15 protein-coding genes and 1 tRNA gene are annotated in these 15,676 nt (G+C 70.0%); 9 read left to right on the top strand and 7 right to left on the bottom strand.

From position 1 onward, the window contains the following. Positions 1–108 precede the first annotated feature (108 nt). Positions 109–1,257 (top strand): glycerol dehydrogenase, encoded by a 1,149-nt coding sequence (locus SS2_RS01980; RefSeq protein WP_066460700.1) that lies wholly within the window; start codon positions 109–111, stop codon positions 1,255–1,257. 293 nt (positions 1,258–1,550) lie between these two features. On the opposite strand, the gene SS2_RS01975 is transcribed toward SS2_RS01980, so the two are convergent. Next, positions 1,551–1,633: transfer RNA gene (locus SS2_RS01975), tRNA-Leu, on the bottom strand. 182 nt (positions 1,634–1,815) lie between these two features. On the opposite strand from SS2_RS01975, the gene SS2_RS01970 reads away from it, so the two are divergent. From SS2_RS01970 to pknB, 7 genes are read left to right on the top strand one after another with little or no spacing between them, the layout of a single operon-like run. Beyond that, positions 1,816–2,532: an FHA domain-containing protein gene (locus SS2_RS01970; RefSeq protein ID WP_066460699.1), complete on the top strand. Its 717-nt coding sequence runs from the start codon at positions 1,816–1,818 to the stop codon at positions 2,530–2,532. A gap of 10 nt (positions 2,533–2,542) precedes the next feature. Continuing rightward, positions 2,543–3,061: an FHA domain-containing protein FhaB/FipA gene (locus SS2_RS01965; protein WP_066460698.1), complete on the top strand. Its 519-nt coding sequence runs from the start codon at positions 2,543–2,545 to the stop codon at positions 3,059–3,061. Between the two features lie 2 nt (positions 3,062–3,063). Then, positions 3,064–4,473 carry a PP2C family protein-serine/threonine phosphatase gene (locus tag SS2_RS01960; protein ID WP_083941541.1) on the top strand — a complete coding sequence of 470 codons (1,410 nt, stop codon included), beginning with the start codon at positions 3,064–3,066 and terminating at the stop codon, positions 4,471–4,473. Beyond that, on the top strand, positions 4,473–5,960 hold the full coding sequence (locus SS2_RS01955; RefSeq protein WP_083941539.1) for an FtsW/RodA/SpoVE family cell cycle protein: 1,488 nt from the start codon (positions 4,473–4,475) through the stop codon (positions 5,958–5,960). Before SS2_RS01960 ends, SS2_RS01955 begins: the two co-directional genes overlap by 1 nt. Then, a complete protein-coding gene (locus SS2_RS01950; RefSeq protein ID WP_066460697.1) occupies positions 5,957–7,426 on the top strand; it encodes a peptidoglycan D,D-transpeptidase FtsI family protein in 1,470 nt (489 codons plus the stop codon). The genes SS2_RS01955 and SS2_RS01950 overlap by 4 nt, the downstream gene beginning before the upstream one ends. Continuing rightward, complete coding sequence (locus SS2_RS17850) at positions 7,423–9,243, top strand: serine/threonine-protein kinase (RefSeq protein ID WP_083941537.1); 1,821 nt, start codon at positions 7,423–7,425, stop codon at positions 9,241–9,243. Before SS2_RS01950 ends, SS2_RS17850 begins: the two co-directional genes overlap by 4 nt. Next, positions 9,243–11,321: a Stk1 family PASTA domain-containing Ser/Thr kinase gene (gene pknB, locus SS2_RS01940; protein WP_066460696.1), complete on the top strand. Its 2,079-nt coding sequence runs from the start codon at positions 9,243–9,245 to the stop codon at positions 11,319–11,321. The genes SS2_RS17850 and pknB overlap by 1 nt, the downstream gene beginning before the upstream one ends. Before the next feature lie 98 nt (positions 11,322–11,419). Here the strand turns inward: pknB and SS2_RS01935 are convergent, their stop codons facing one another. The 4 genes from SS2_RS01935 to SS2_RS01925 are packed head-to-tail and all read right to left on the bottom strand — an operon-like array spanning position 11,420 to position 13,717. Beyond that, entirely contained in the window at positions 11,420–12,055 is a 636-nt protein-coding gene (locus SS2_RS01935) for an aminodeoxychorismate/anthranilate synthase component II (protein WP_066460695.1), read from the bottom strand. A 5-nt stretch (positions 12,056–12,060) separates the two neighbouring features. After that, positions 12,061–12,216, bottom strand: coding sequence for a hypothetical protein (locus SS2_RS17565; RefSeq protein WP_169796244.1), 156 nt, complete (start codon positions 12,214–12,216; stop codon positions 12,061–12,063). Next, positions 12,216–12,911, bottom strand: a complete 696-nt coding sequence (locus SS2_RS01930) for a class E sortase (RefSeq protein WP_245643284.1) — start codon at positions 12,909–12,911, stop codon at positions 12,216–12,218. The genes SS2_RS17565 and SS2_RS01930 overlap by 1 nt, the downstream gene beginning before the upstream one ends. Positions 12,912–12,964: 53 nt before the next feature. Beyond that, entirely contained in the window at positions 12,965–13,717 is a 753-nt protein-coding gene (locus SS2_RS01925; protein ID WP_066460693.1) for a DUF881 domain-containing protein, read from the bottom strand. 92 nt (positions 13,718–13,809) lie between these two features. On the opposite strand from SS2_RS01925, the gene SS2_RS01920 reads away from it, so the two are divergent. Next, positions 13,810–14,079 (top strand): cell division protein CrgA, encoded by a 270-nt coding sequence (locus SS2_RS01920; protein WP_066460692.1) that lies wholly within the window; start codon positions 13,810–13,812, stop codon positions 14,077–14,079. A 157-nt stretch (positions 14,080–14,236) separates the two neighbouring features. Here the strand turns inward: SS2_RS01920 and SS2_RS01915 are convergent, their stop codons facing one another. Next, positions 14,237–14,941: a rhomboid family intramembrane serine protease gene (locus SS2_RS01915; RefSeq protein WP_245643282.1), complete on the bottom strand. Its 705-nt coding sequence runs from the start codon at positions 14,939–14,941 to the stop codon at positions 14,237–14,239. A 187-nt stretch (positions 14,942–15,128) separates the two neighbouring features. Next, positions 15,129–15,668 (bottom strand): peptidylprolyl isomerase, encoded by a 540-nt coding sequence (locus SS2_RS01910; protein WP_066460690.1) that lies wholly within the window; start codon positions 15,666–15,668, stop codon positions 15,129–15,131. Positions 15,669–15,676 lie beyond the last annotated feature (8 nt).

Below are 15,676 nucleotides of genomic sequence, written 5' to 3'. Positions count from 1 at the left end.
CACAGGCGGTGACGCGCCCGGGATCAGCGCTCTCTCGGCGCTCCCTCAGCGCGCTGGAGCCACCGGACCTACTGTGGAAGGACCGCCCGTCAACCCCGAGGAGACCTCATGTCTACGCCCGTCCCCGTCCGTACCGTCATCAGCCCCGGACGCTATGTCCAGGGCAAGGACGCGATCACGCGCCTGGGAGAATTCACCACCGAGATCGGCTCGGCCCCGCTCGTCGTGGCCGACGACATCGTCTGGGAGCTGGTCAAGGACAAGGTGACCGCGTCCTTCGCATCAGCGGGGCTGGAGGTGCGGCGCGAGACGTCCCGCGGGCTCGCCACGAAGGTCGAGGTCGACCGCCTGGTCGAGGCGATCAAGGAGGCCAAGGCCGACGTCGTCATCGGCATCGGCGGCGGCAGCGCGATCGACGCGGTCAAGTCAGCGGGCTACCTCGCCGGCATCCGCTGGGTGTCGACGCCGACCGTCGCCTCGACGGACGCACCGACGTCCGCCCTGTCGGTCATCTACACCGAGGACGGCGCCTTCGAGGAGTACCGCTTCTTCCCCCGCAACCCCGACCTCGTCCTCGTGGACACCCAGCTCGTGGCGAACGCTCCGGTCCGCTTCCTGGTCGCCGGGGTCGGTGACGCCCTGGCCACCTGGCTCGAGGCCCGTGCCACCCAGCGCGCCCACGCCACGACCATGGCCGGGGGTCAGCAGACCGAGACCGCAGCGGCCCTCGCCCGCCTGTCCTGGGACCTCATCTGGGAGAACGCCCTGCCGGCCATCTCCGCTGTGCGCGACCACCTGGTGACACCTGCTGTGGAGAAGCTCGTGGAGGCCAACACGCTGCTCTCCGGTCTCGGCTTCGAGTCCGGCGGCCTGGCCGCCGCGCACGCGATCCACAACGGGCTCACCGCGGCCCCCCAGACCCACGGCCTCACCCACGGGCAGAAGGTCAACATCGGGTCGATCACCCAGCTCGTCCTGGAGGGTGCGCCCACCCAGGAGATCCGGGACTTCATCATCTTCACCACGCGCGTCGGCCTGCCCAACACCCTGACCGAGATCGGCCTGAAGGTCTCTGACGTCGCTGATCTGCAGCGGGTGGCCGAGGCCGCCACCGCTGAGGGCGAGACGATGTCGAACATGCCCTTCCCGGTGACGGCGGCGGACGTCGTCGACGCGCTGCGCTCGATCGAGGGCCTCTCCCGCCAGGTTCGTGCGGACGCCGGGCTCCCGGAGCCGGAGTTCTACACGGCCCACTGAGCCCTGCGGGCCGGTCTGGTCGCCGTCTGCGGCGTCCACACAAGATCCCGCGGGTGTTCACATCCGCCCCGGCTGCCGCAGCAGTCACAGAGCCCGCACAGAACCTACCCATCCGGTCCGCTCCCCCCGCCGGGAGCGGACCGGACGGGCGTCGGGACTGGCCGGGCACTGGCCGGGCGCCAGCCGCTGGCCCGCCCAGAAACCCTGATGATCAGCGGAAAACACGACAGGCCCCGACCGAGAAACTCGGTCGGGGCCTGTCGTCACACAACAACCCGCTCAGCGGGCTCTTGTGCGTGAGGGGGGACTTGAACCCCCACGCCCTTGCGGGCACTGGCACCTGAAGCCAGCGCGTCTGCCATTCCGCCACTCACGCGCAGCCTCGAACACTACCACGTCTGCACCGGACCTCTGTCATCTGCGCCACCGCACCCAAGAGGTCGATACGATGAAGCCAGAGATACCGCGAGTCGTAGCCCGTACTGCGAGGCGACAGCAGTAATCATAGGTCCGGTACGCGAATGCACAAACCACGCTGGTCAGACGGGAGGAGGTGCCATGGGAGTCCTTGATCGTTTCGAGAAGAGCGTCGAGCGCGCGGTGAACAACACCTTCGCCCGGGTGTTCCGCAGCGAGCTCAAGCCCGTCGAGATGGCCAGCGCGCTGCGCCGCGAGGTCGACGAGCGCGCAGCCGCCGTCGACCGCGACCGCACGGTCGCGCCCAACGAGTTCACCATCTCCCTGTCCGTCGACGACTTCGCCCAGGTCGAGGGATGGGGCGCGGAGACCCTCGCCGACGAGCTCGCGGCCAACGTCACGCAGCACGCGGCGACCCAGCACTACGCCTTCGTCGGCCCGGTCACGGTGACCTTCGAAGAGGTCGACGGCCTCGAGGTCGGGCGCTTCGAGGTCCACTCCTCGACCGTGCGCGGCGCGGTCGCCCCGGCCACCTCGGCCGCCCCCAGCTCACGCCACCCGCTCGTCGACATCGACGGCCAGCGCTACCTGCTCACCGGTCCGGTCACGGTCATCGGACGCGGCGCGGAGGCGGACATCGTCGTCGACGACCCCGGCGTCTCCCGCCGTCACCTCGAGATCCGGGTCACCCCCGACGGCGTCGTGGCGACCGACCTCGGCTCCACCAACGGCCTCTTCGTCGAAGGCCACCAGGTTCCCGCCGCGACCCTGCTGGACGGCAACTCCCTCACCATCGGACGGACCAGGATCATGTTCTGGACCGGCGTCGCAGACGACTCTGCGAACGGGGACTGGTGACTTCCCCGGCATGAGCGAGCTGACGATGACCCTGCTGCGGCTGGGCTACCTGGTGATGCTGTGGGTCTTCGTCTACTCCGTCGTGCGCGTGCTGCGCCGCGACCTGTACGGGACCCGCATCACCTCACGCAAGGGCACCGTGCGTGAGAAGCCCGCCGTAGCAGCCGCCGCGCCCCCGGCCAGCCCCGCCAGGGGCGGCGCGCCCACGGCGGCAGCCCCGCCGGCACCAGCCCGCTCCCGCGCGAGCCGGCTGGTCGTCTCGGAGGGACCGCTGCGCGGCACCACCCTCCCGTTGTCGAGCTCGGCCATCCTCATCGGCCGTGCGCCCAGCTGCACCCTCGTGCTCGACGACGACTACTCCTCCTCCCGCCATGCCAGGATCTTCCCGTCCGGCGACCAGTGGATCCTCGAGGATCTCGGGTCGACCAACGGCACGTTCATCGGAGCGCAACGAGTGACCACGCCCACCCCGCTCACTCCCGGAGTCCAGGTCCGCATCGGGCAGAGCGTCGTCGAGCTGCAGCGATAGACATGACCATCGCACTGCGCTACGCCGCCCGTTCCGACGTCGGGCTCGTCCGGGCCAACAACCAGGACTCCGCCTACGCCGGCCCGCACCTGCTGCTGGTGGCGGACGGGATGGGCGGCCACGCCGGCGGGGACATCGCCTCCTCGCTCGCGGTCGCCTCCCTGGCCCCCCTGGACGGCGAGGCCTTCGGGTCGGGTGAGATCCTGCAGCGCCTGGAGACGGCGATCGAGACCGCGCGCCTGGAGCTCGTGCGCCGGGCGCGCGAGGACGCCGACCTCAGCGGCATGGGCACCACCGTCACCGCCGTGCTGCGCTCGGGCAACAAGCTCGCCATGGCACACATGGGCGACTCACGCGCCTACGTGCTGCGCGGGGGCGTCCTGACGCAGGTGACCAAGGACCACACCTTCGTCCAGCACCTCGTAGACACGGGCAAGATCACCGCTGAGGAGGCCGAGCACCACCCGCAGCGGTCTGTTGTCATGCGCGTCCTGGGTGACTTCGACCTCGACCTCTACCCCGACCTCTCCGTCCGCGAGGCGCGCCCGGGCGACCGGTGGCTGCTCTGCTCCGACGGCCTGAGCGGCTTCGTCAGCCTGCCCACCCTCGAGCGCACCCTCTCCGAGGTCAGCGACGTGGACGCGTGCGCCGAGCGCCTGGTGCAGCTGGCCCTGCGCGCCGGCGGCTCGGACAACATCACGTGCATCGTGGCCGACATCCTCGACCTCGACGACATCCCCGACGGCGACGGCCCCTATTCCGGTGTGCAGGTCGTCGGGTCGGTCGCGATGAGCCGCGACGACCCCACGGTCGCCGCTGACGGCCCCGCCGCGCGCGCGGCCGCCCTGCTGGCGGAGGCCCGCGCCACCGTCGACGCCCTCGCCGACCCCACCTCTCGCACCACCCCGGTCCTCACCGAGGCCCCCGAACCGGTCGACGAACCCGCCGACGCCGACGCCGAGACGCCCACCCTCTCCCCGAGGCAGCGTCGTCGGGCAGACAAGGCTGAGCGCAAGCGCGAGCGTGCCGCGACCAAGGCTGCTGCGAAGGCGACGACGGACCCGAGCGGCGACGCCACCGACGACGCGCCCCGCCGTCGGCGGGTGTGGCCTCTGGTGGCCGTGCTTCTCCTGGTGAGCCTGATCGCCACCGCCGGGTACTTCGCCTACCGGTGGACCCAGACCCAGTACTACGTGGGCCTGGAGAACGGGCAGGTCGCCATCTTCCGCGGGATCGCCCAGAGCGTGGGTCCCGTCGAGCTGTCCTCGGTGGTCACCGTCACCGACCTGAGCGCCTCCGACCTGGACACCTTCGTGACCGGACAGCTCAACCGGACGATCCGTGCGACGTCCTTGGACGACGCCCAGACCAGGGTCGCGAACCTCGTCGCAGATGCTGGTGGCACCTCCTGATGGCGACGGTTGAGCCCGGCCGGGTTCGCAGCGGGCGAGCCAGTGAGCTCGGCCTCCTCGTCCTGGCCCTGGTCCTTGGCGTGGGCGCCTACGCCCTGGTCGGCCTGGCCACGGAGGGCCGTGTCCCGGGGAACTTCTACGTCCTGACCTTCGGCATGGCAGCCCTGGGGATCGGCCTGCACTTCGTCGTGCGCTGGCGCGCCCCGTACGCCGACCCGGTGATCGTGCCGATCGCCGTCGCCCTCAACGGCCTGGGGCTGGCCATGATCTACCGCCTGGACCTGGCGGAGGACCTCACCGGCAGCAGCGCCCTGTCCACCCGCCAGCTCGGGTGGACGGCCCTGGGCATGGTCGCGGCCGCGGTGGTGGTGTGGATCCTGCGCGACCACCGCACCTTGCGCCGGTACACCTACACCGCCATGGTCGTCGGTCTCGTCCTCGTCGTCCTCCCGCTCGTGCCGCCCCTGGGCAAGCAGATCAACGGTGCCCGGATCTGGGTGGGTCTCGGCCCGTTCTCGCTCCAGCCGGCCGAGTTCGCCAAGATCGCCTTCGCGGTGTTCTTCGCCGGGTACCTCGTGACCAACCGGGACACCCTCACCCTCGCCGGGCGCAAGGTCCTGGGACTGCAGCTGCCCCGGGTGCGTGACCTCGGGCCGATCATCGTCGTCTGGCTCGCCTCGATCGCCGTGCTCGTCCTCGAACGCGACCTGGGGACCTCGCTGCTGTTCTTCGGTCTGTTCGTGGCGATGCTCTACATCGCGACCGAGCGGATCAGCTGGGTCATCATCGGTCTGTCGCTCTTCGCCGCCGGCGCCGCCCTCGCCGCGACCTCCTTCACCCACGTCCAGGGCCGGTTCGACGCCTGGCTCAACGCCTTCGACTCCGAGGTGTTCAACGCCGCCTACGGCGGCTCCGGCCAGCTGGTGCGCGGCATGTTCGGCATGGCCAACGGCGGGCTCATGGGCACCGGCTGGGGCGGGGGACGACCGGACCTCGTGCCGTACGCCTCCTCCGACTTCATCGTCGCCTCCCTGGGCGAGGAGCTCGGCCTGACCGGGATCATCGCGATCCTCATCATGTACCTCGTCCTCGTCGAGCGCGGCATGCGGATCGCGATCGGCACCCGTGACGGATTCGGCAAGCTGCTCGCCGGTGGCCTGGCCTTCGTCGTGGCCTGGCAGTGCTTCGTCGTCGTGGGCGGGGTCACCCGGGTCATCCCGGTGACCGGTCTGACGATGCCGTTCCTCGCCTACGGCGGGTCTTCGCTGCTGGCCAACTGGATCATCGTCGCGCTGCTCCTGCGGATCAGCGACAACGCCCGCCGCCCCACGCCGCTGCCGCTGCGGGGCACGCCCGCCGCAGCCCCACGCGCTCACGCCGCCGCCCCGAGCGAGCCCGTCGAACCCGACGCCGCCCCTCACGCCGCCCGCGACGACGGCCCCTCCCCCGATCAGCAGACCGAAGTCATCAAGGTGGTGGACCAGTGAACGTCCCCATCCGGCGCGTCGCGATGGTCACCCTCGCGATGTTCCTCGTCCTCATGATCTCGAGCACCTGGATCCAGTTCGTCAAGGCACCCGACCTCAACGCCGACCCGCGCAACGTGCGAACCCTCTACCGGGAGTACGGCACCAACCGCGGGCCGATCCTGGTGGCCGGTGAACCCGTCGCCGAGTCTGTCCCCGTCGACGACGCCTACGGCTACCAGCGGGTCTACCCCCAGGGTGAGATGTACGCGGCCGTGACGGGCTTCTACTCGGTGACCTACGGCCGGACCGGGATCGAGCAGTACGCCAACGAGTACCTCAACGGCAGCTCGAACTCGCTGTGGTGGAACCGCCTGCAGAACCTCATCTCGGGCGAGGACCCGCAGGGCTCGGCCGTCGAGCTGACCATCGACCCCGCCGCCCAGCAGGCCGCCTGGGACGCCCTGGGCGACCAGCGCGGCGCCGTCGTCGCGCTCAACCCCAAGACCGGGGAGATCCTGGCGATGGTCTCGACCCCGAGCTACGACCCCAACGCCCTGGCCTCCCACGACCTCGCCCAGGTGCGCACCACCTACCAGGAGCTCAACGCGGCCGCCGGTGACCCCTTGGTCAACAAGACCATCGCCGGGCGCCTCTACCCGCCGGGGTCGACCTTCAAGCTGGTCACCGCCGCGGCGGGGCTGGAGACCGGGACGGTCACCACCGAGTCCCAGATCCCGGCACCTGACCAGCTGCCGCTGCCCTCGTCCAGCGCCGTGCTGAACAACTTCGGCGGTGCCTCCTGCTCCCCGACCGGGACGATGACCCTGGCCGAGGCGCTGCGCATCTCCTGCAACACGGCCTTCGGCCAGCTCGGCATCGACGTGGGTGCGCCTGCGCTGGGCGAGCAGGCCGACGCCTTCGGCTTCGGGGAGAAGCTGTCCATCCCGATGCCCGTCACCCCGAGCTCCTTCCCCATCGAGATCGACGGCAAGCCCCTCGACGGCGCGCAGACGGCTCTCTCGGCGATCGGCCAGCTGGAGGTCCGCGTCACACCGCTGCAGGTGGCGCTGGTCTCGGCGGCCATCGCCAACGACGGTGAGCTCATGACGCCGTACCTCATCAAGCAGGTGCGCACCCCGGACCTGTCGGTGGCCTTCTCGGCGGAGCCGTCCACCCTGTCCACGCCGATCGACGCCCAGACCGCGCACGAGCTGCGGGACATGATGGTCGGCGTCGTGCAGTCCGGCACCGGGACCGCCGCGCAGATCTCCGGGGTGCAGGTGGCTGGGAAGTCCGGGACCGCCGAGACCACCAAGGACGCCGCGCCGCACGCCTGGTTCACGTCCTTCGCCCCGGCGAACGACCCTGAGGTGGTCGTCGCAGTCATTCTTGAGAACGGCGGGAACGCCGGCAGCGAAGCTACCGGTGGTCGGGTCGCAGCGCCCATCGCCCGCGCAGTCATGGAAGCGGTGATGAACAAGTGAAGCCCGCAGCAGGGATCGCCCTGGGCGGTCGGTACCGCCTGGTCCGGCTGATCGCCGTCGGCGGCATGGGCGAGGTCTGGGTCGCTCACGACGAGTCCCTGGCCCGCGACGTGGCCGTGAAGGTCCTCAAGGAGGAGTTCGCCGGCAACGAGGACTTCCTCGACCGGTTGCGGACCGAGGCTCGCAACAGCGCTGCCCTGTCCCACTCCAACATCGCTCAGCTCTACGACTACGGCGAGCAGCAAGGGTCGGGCTACCTCGTCATGGAGCTCGTGCAGGGCGAACCTATGTCTGACCTGCTCGAACGCGAACCGGTGCTGCCGGTGCTGCGTCTGCTGTCGATCCTGTCCCAGACTGCTCGAGCCCTGCACGCCGCCCATGTGGCCGGCGTGGTGCACCGCGACGTCAAGCCCGGCAACATCCTGCTCGAGCGCGGCGGCGAGGTGAAGATCACCGACTTCGGTGTCTCCCTGGCAGCGAACCAGGTGCCGATGACGGCTGCCGGCATGGTCATGGGCACCGCCCAGTACCTCTCCCCCGAACAGGCCATCGGCAAGGCTGCCACCGGTGCCTCCGACATCTACGCCCTCGGCATCGTGGCCTACGAGTCGATCCTGGGGAACCGGCCGTTCACCGGGGCCACCCCGGTGGACATCGCCATCGCGCAGGTGAACGAGACCGTCCCGCCGCTGCCAGCCACCGTCCACGCCGGGTTCGCTGACCTCATCATGCGGATGCTGGAGAAGGACCCGCTGGACCGACCCCGCAGCGGGGCGATCCTGGCCCGCAACTTCGACCTGCTGGCCCAGGAGATCGCCGCCGACCCGTGGGGCAGCGGCCTGCGCCGACGCAGCGACGACACGCGGACCCCGCGCCACGGCAACCGCGCCGCGCTGACCGGCGAGGCCCCGCAGGCTGACCCGGCTCCGCGCCGGGCTCGGACCACCCCGCAGACCCCCGTCGAAGGGGCGGCCGGAGCTGCGCTGCCCTCCGCCCACGAACCGGCACCGACCACCCGCGCCAGCGCACGGATCGCCGCTGAGCAGGTGTCAGCCGCCGGCCTGGGCGGGCGTGCTGCCTCCGGTGAGTCCTCCTCCCCCGCTCCATCCACCCCGCACCCCGTGCCACCGCCCCCGGCAAGCCGCCCGGCGACCGCGAGCCCCGGCGTCGGGCAGTCCGGATGGCCGCGCCAGATGCCGACGGCGACCGGCCCGGGCCTGCGCGACGAGGCGAGCATCGCCACGCCGCCGGCGGCGCTGCGCGCCATCCCACCGCGCGCCCCCGGGGCCGTCGCTCCAGGAGCGGGCTCCGTCAGGGCTGCGGGCCGTGCTTCTGCAGGCGGTGCTTCTGCAGGCGGTGCGGGTTCGGGTGCGGCCAGCCAGCGGGAGAACCGGACCCGGTCCACCCTGCACAGCGAGCAGCGCCCCTCGGCGACCCGGACCGCTGTGCAGCGTCCCCGACAGGGCGCGCCGAGCCGCTCCCGTGACGGCGCCAGAGCACCGCGGAGCGCGACGACGCGGACCCAGGCGCCGCCGCGGCGCACCTCCACGACCACCGGGCTGCGCATCGGCCGCCTCGGTTGGCCGACTCTCGCACTCGCCCTGCTGGTCCTCATCGTCGTGATCGCCACGATCGTCAAGGGCTTCAGCGGCGGCAGCGAGGACGGAGCCGCCGGGCCGGCGCAGACGGCTTCTGCCCCGGGGGTCACGGTTTCAGTACAATTCACCAGCGTGGCTGCCGCGGATGCAATGATCTTCCAAGTCACGGGCTCGAATCCTTCGGACCCAGCACCACCTACAACACTTAAGGACACGTAGTGGTTGACGAGACACCCCGCATTCTTGCGGGCCGTTACGAGGTCGGTGAGCTCATCGGCCGCGGTGGCATGGCCGAGGTTCACATTGGTCATGACAACCGTCTCGGTCGCACCGTGGCCATCAAGATCTTGCGCTCGGACCTGGCTCGGGACCCGTCCTTCCAGGCGCGCTTCCGCCGTGAGGCGCAGTCCGCTGCCGCGTTGAACCACCCGGCCATCGTCGCGGTCTACGACACCGGCGAGGACACCTTCACCGAGCCGAGCGGCGCCACCTCCCACGTCCCCTTCATCGTCATGGAGTACGTCGAGGGGCACACGGTCCGAGACATCCTCCGGGACGGCAACGCCGTCCCGATCGAGGAGGCCGTCGAGATCACCTCCGGCGTGCTGTCCGCGCTCGAGTACTCCCACCACGCGGGGATCGTGCACCGCGACATCAAGCCGGCCAACGTCATGCTCACGCCCACCGGCGCGATCAAGGTCATGGACTTCGGGATCGCCCGTGCCCTGGCTGACTCCGCCGCCACGATGACCCAGACCCAGGCCGTCATCGGGACCGCGCAGTACCTCTCCCCCGAGCAGGCCCGCGGGGAGAGCGTCGACGCCCGCAGCGACCTGTACTCGACCGGCTGCCTGCTCTTCGAGCTGCTCACCGGACGCCCGCCCTTCACCGGCGACTCCCCCGTCTCGGTCGCCTACCAGCACGTGCGTGAGGCGCCGGTCAGCCCGAGCAGCATCGCCTCTGACATCCCCGAGACCCTGGACCGGGTGACGCTCAAGGCCCTCGCCAAGGAGCGCACCGCCCGGTACGGCAGCGCCGCGGAGTTCCGCGCCGACCTCGAGGCCGCTGTGCGCGGCGGCGCCCTCGCCGCCGCGTCGCTCAGCGCCGTCACCGCCGCTGCCGCGGCCCCGCTGGCTGACGAGGACGCGACCCAGGTCTTCAACGCTGCCACCGACGGTCCCGCCACCCAGGTGGCCCCGGCATGGGCTCCGGTGGGCGCCGCGGGGCAGCAGTCCCCGCTGGCCACCATGGACGACGTGGACGAGGAGGACAAGCCCCGCCACCGCGCCCTGCTGTGGACCCTCATCACCATCGCTGTGGTGGCCGTCGCGGCCATCGCGACCATGCTGCTCCTCGGCAACGGCGACGACAAGGACAGCGACGTCACGACGCTCACCGTCCCGTCGCTGACCGGTCTGACCATCGACGAGGCCAAGGCCAAGCTCGTCGACGAAGGCTTCGACGAGAGCCTCATCAAGGTGAGCAACGAACCGAGCACCGACATCCCCGTGGGTCTGTTCGTGCGCAGCACACCGGAGGAAGGCGAGGCGATCGAGTCGGACAAGACGCTGTCGCTGTGGTTCTCCAGCGGCCCGGACTCGGGCACCATCCCGGACGTCAGCGGGCTGACGCAGGAGCAGGCGATCGCCACGCTGGAGGGCGCCGGCTTCAAGGTCGCCGGTGGGGTCACCACCGAAGACAGCCCCAACGTGCCGGCGATGTCCGTCGTGCGGACCGAGCCGGCCGCGGGAGAGACCGCTGACGCCGGGAGCCCGGTCAAGCTGTTCATCTCCTCCGGCTTCGTCATCCTCCCTGACCTCGTCGGTCTCAACTCCGCGGACGCTCAGCAGCAGCTCAGCGACCTCGGTCTCAACGCCCGTGTCCTGGAGGAGGAGAGCGAAGCGCCCGAAGGCACTGTGTCCAGCCAGGACCCCGCCCCCGGCCGCGTCGACCAGAAGTCCACGGTGACCATCTACATCGCCGTGCCGATCGTCCCGGAGACGGTGCCGGTCCCGTCGAACCTCATCAACATGACCCAGGCAGACGCCGAGGCGGCGCTGCGCGCCTCCGGTCTGGTCCCGGTCATCCGTGACGGTGAGGGTGCCAACACCGCACCGGACGGGATCGTAGAAGACATCAGCCCGCAGGCCTTGACCCCGGTCAACGTCGGCAGCGAGGTCCGGCTGTATGTCTCCAACGGGTCGAACGACCCCGCGAACCGGCCCACGCCGTCGCCGTCACCCTCGGCGTCGCCGTCGGCGCCCACGCCCGGCGGCAGTCCGAGCATCACCTCCTGACGGGACGCCAGGCTGAGCACGACGCCAGGCTGAGCAGACGAAGGGCCCCACCGGATTCCGGTGGGGCCCTTCGTCGTCCTGCCGCGGTCTCCGGGCGGCTACCGCCGCACGAGCGGGGCGAGCCCTTCCGCGCGCTCGACGGCGTCGTCGGACCCGCAGATCTCCAGCCAGTTGGCGAAGAGGCGGTGGCCGCCCTCGGTGAGCACCGACTCAGGGTGGAACTGCACGCCGTGCAGGGGCAGCTCGCGGTGCTGCAGACCCATGATGATGCGGCCCTGGCTGGTCGCGACCTCCGCGGTGACCTCCAGCTCCTCGGGGACCGTCGCGGTCACCACTGCCAGGGAGTGGTAGCGGGTCGCGGTGAAAGGGTCTGCCAGCCCGGCGAAGACGCCCTGGCCGGTGTGCTCGACCAGGCTCGTCTTCCCGTGCATGAGCTCGGGGGCGTGCGTCACCGTGGCGCCGTAGGCCTCTCCGAGCGCCTGGTGGCCCAGGCAGACCCCGAGCATCGGCGTGGCGGTCTCGGCGCAGTCACGGATCACCTGGAGGCTCGCGCCAGCCTCAGCGGGCGTCCCAGGGCCTGGGGAGACGAGGACGCCGTCGAAGTCCGTGCGGTCAGCGAGCGGCGGGACCGCGTCGTTGCGGACGACGACGGTCTGGGCGCCGAGCTGGTTGAGATAACCCACAATCGTGTAGACGAAGGAGTCGTAGTTGTCCACGACAAGGATGGTCGTCACGTCATTCACCCCACGGTCTGTTCGTTGAACGGCATGTAGTCCGCGATCGCCGGGAACACCCACTCGAAGCACACGAGGACGACCGCGGCGGCGAGCAGGACGAGGAGGATCACGCGCACCCACGCCGGGCCGGGCAGAGCACGCCACAGCAGTGCGTACATTATTGACCACCTTCCGACGCGGTCAGCTCCGCAGGGCTCCCGGCGGAGACCGGCATCCAGTACTTGAACACCCCGTGGGTGATGAACCGTTCCCTCGCCGAGAACATCGGGTGGCAGCTCGTCAGCGTGATGTACCGCTCGGTGAGCTCAGGGATCTCCTCACCAGGCATGAGCCCCGGCACCGGCGCGATCACCTCGACCTGGCTGGGCATCACCACGAGCGACTCCGTGGCCTCGTAGACGTACCAGGTGTCCGCCGTCCGCACGATGATCGGGTCCCCGGGCTGCAGGTCGGCGATCTGGTTGAACGGCTTGGAGTACGTCGTGCGGTGCGCGGCCAGAGCAAAGTTGCCCAGGCCCCCTGGCATCGCCGTCTCGGGGTAGTGACCGATGTTCCCGGTGTCCAGGATCGTCCGCTTGTCCACGCCGTTGACGATCGGCACCTCGTAGTCGCCGCCGAACCGCGGGACCAGGAGCGTGGCGAAGACCTCTCCCACGGGTACCTCGGCCATGACGGGCGGGTCGCCGGTAGGCAGCCCGTCGACGGCAGGGACGGTCTCGGCCGGCTCCTCCCAGCCGAGGTCGGCGAGGGTCTGCGCCTGGATCCGTCCTGCGGTCACGTCGGTCCACCACAGCTGCCAGACGACGAACAGCCCGAGCAGCACTCCTGCGGTGATCATCAGCTCACCGATCACCCCGGTGATCCTCAGGGCCAGGCTCGGGCGAGGTGCCGATCGGCGGGCGCCGGTCACGAATAGACGTCCGTTCCCTCGGGCAGGCGTGCGTGCTCAAGGGTGAGCACGCCGTCGTAGGCGGGCAGCGTCACCTCGTCGAGCGCGCGCACCTCGTAGCCCAGCCCGACGGCGTCGACGTACTCGCGGTAGATCTCCACGGTCGGGGACTGGTCGAGGGCCTTCCCCAGCGCCGCCGGGTCACCGATGACCTCGACGGTGTACGGCGGGGAGTAGACCCGTCCGTGCAGCGACAGCACGTTGCCCACGCAGCGGAAGGCGGTCAGGCTGGTCACCCGCTGGCCCTGGAGCGTCATCGCCTCTGCCCCGCCCGCCCACAGGGCGTTGATCACGCCCTCCAGGTCCTGCTGGTGCACCACGAGGTCGTCAGCGACGATCCCTTCGGGCTGGGGGCGGTTCGCCGGGGCGTCCTGGAGGGTGACCCGCAGGCCCGTCCCCGTCACCGCGGTGAGACCGGTCGCGATCCCCGAGTTCGCGGCGATCTCAGGGTCCAGCTCGCGGCCGCTCGTGTCCTGGGCGACGGTCAGGTCTGCGACCGTCTCGCGGAGTCCCTCGACCTCGGTCTGGAGGGCGTCACCGTGCTCGCTCTCCTGGCGCACGAGCTCGCCGAAGTTCTCCGGGTGGCGATTCTCCTCGCCCCCGGACAAGCGGGCGTTGGCTGTGAAGAGCAGGCCGGCCAGGATGAGCACGAAGGTCACCGAGAGAGTGGCCCGCAACGGCTGCCGCGCAGTGCGTGACTGTTGTGCCATGTATCCAACCGTGTGGTGTGTCTTGGGCGAAGTGGTCCTGCCACTACGCTAGTCCAGAATACGTCGTCATCCCATCGACAGGAGCTGGCTCCGTGCCTGAATCGAAGTCTCCCAAGAAGCCTGAGAAGGCCACTCCCGCCAAGGTTGCCACGCCCAAGGTGGCGAAGCAGACCACGGGCAACCCGCCGTGGCTCGTGCCGACCATGATCACCTTGTTCATCGTGGGCATCCTGTGGGTCGTGACGTTCTATCTCACCTCGAGCGGGCTGCGCCTGCCCATCCCGGCGATCGGCCAGTGGAACATTGCTGTGGGCTTCGCCATCCTGCTCGCCGGCTTCGGTCTGTCCACACGCTGGAAGTAGTCCCACGACGCTCAAAGGCCCCGGTAGACCGCCGATCTTCACACAGATCAGCGGCCCCGGGGCCTTTGTCGTTCACATGTCCACAAGCCTTGTGCACAACCTTGTCCACAGGTGTGGATAACTACAGTGGTGTAACTCCATCTCGGAGGCGGGCGGCTCAGACCAGCGCGTAGCGCGCCAGGATGAGACCCACCAGGAGGACGGCCATCCCCGCCGTGGCCACGACCCCGACGGTGCGCCGGTGAGCCGGTGGTGCAAAGACGTAGGCGGCCCCCAGGACGGTCCCAGTGATGAGTCCGCCGAGGTGGCCCTCCCACGAGATGTTCGGCACCACGAAGCCGATGACGAAGTTCAGACCGATGATGACGAGCATGCCGCGGGCCTCCTGGCCCATGCGGCGCAGCACCAGCAGCACCGCGCCGAACATGCCGAAGACAGCACCGGAGGCGCCGACCGTCGCCGTCACCCAGGACAACGACATGGGGTCGGCGAGCAGCAGGATCGCCACATGCCCACCGATCGCCGAGAGCAGGAAGAGGGCGATGTACCGCCACCGTCCCAGCATCCGCTCCAGGTAGGGACCCACGATCCACAGGGCGTAGAGGTTGAAGGCGATGTGCAGCACCGTCGAGTGCTGGAACGCCCCTGTGACGAAGCGCCACGGCTCCGCCTCCCCGACGACGGGGGCGAAGGCCCATCGGCTGGTCCAGTCACCCCATCCCAGCACCTGCTGGAGGAGGAAGCTCAGTGCGCACAGGGCGATGATCGTCAGTGTGACGACCGGTCGCCCTGCGCGCACCGGCGCACCCAGCGCCGTCCGGACGACCGGCGCGGCATCGGCTGCCTCGCGGACGCAGTCCACGCACTGCACCCCCACCGCTGCCGGAACTGCGCACTCGGGGCAGGTCGGGCGGCCGCATCGCTGGCACCGCACATAACTGACCCGGCCGGGGTGGCGGGGACAGGTCGGCGGTCCGTCCTGCGGGATCTCGGGGACAGAGCCTGGAGAGGTCATCGGGCCGGGCAGGCGTCGCTGGGTGTCAGGGTGATCAGTCTTCGACCGTGACCGAGGTGATCGTGATGTCCTGGACGGGACGGTCACCGGGGCGGGTCGGAGCGGAGGCGATCGCGTCGATCACGGCACGGCTCGCCTCGTCGGCGACCTCACCGAAGATCGTGTGCTTGCCGTTGAGCCACTCCGTGGGAGCCACCGAGATGAAGAACTGTGAGCCGTTGGTGCCCTCGACCTCGCCGGTGATGGCGTTGCGACGGCTGCCGGCGTTCGCCATGGCCAGCAGGTACGGCTTGTTGAACTGCAGCTCGGGGTGGATCTCGTCGTTGAACTTGTAGCCGGGGTCTCCGGTGCCGGTTCCCAGGGGGCAGCCACCCTGGATCATGAAGCCGGGGATCACGCGGTGGAAGATCAGGCCGTCGTAGAACGGGTCGTTGCGCTCGGCGCCCGTCTTGGGGTCCGTCCAGGTCTTCGTCCCGGTCGCCAGACCGGTGAAGTTCTCCACCGTCTTGGGCGCGTGGTTGGGGAACAGCTCGATGCGGATGTCACCAGCAGTGGTGTGGAGGGTTGCAAACATGGACCCAG

The sequence above is a fragment of the Sanguibacter suarezii NBRC 16159 genome, from assembly GCF_001552735.1.
GTDB classification, from domain to species: Bacteria; Actinomycetota; Actinomycetes; order Actinomycetales; family Cellulomonadaceae; genus Sanguibacter; species Sanguibacter suarezii.
Note: the sequence above shows the minus strand (reverse complement) of the source record. Positions and strands in the feature narration are given on the sequence as shown.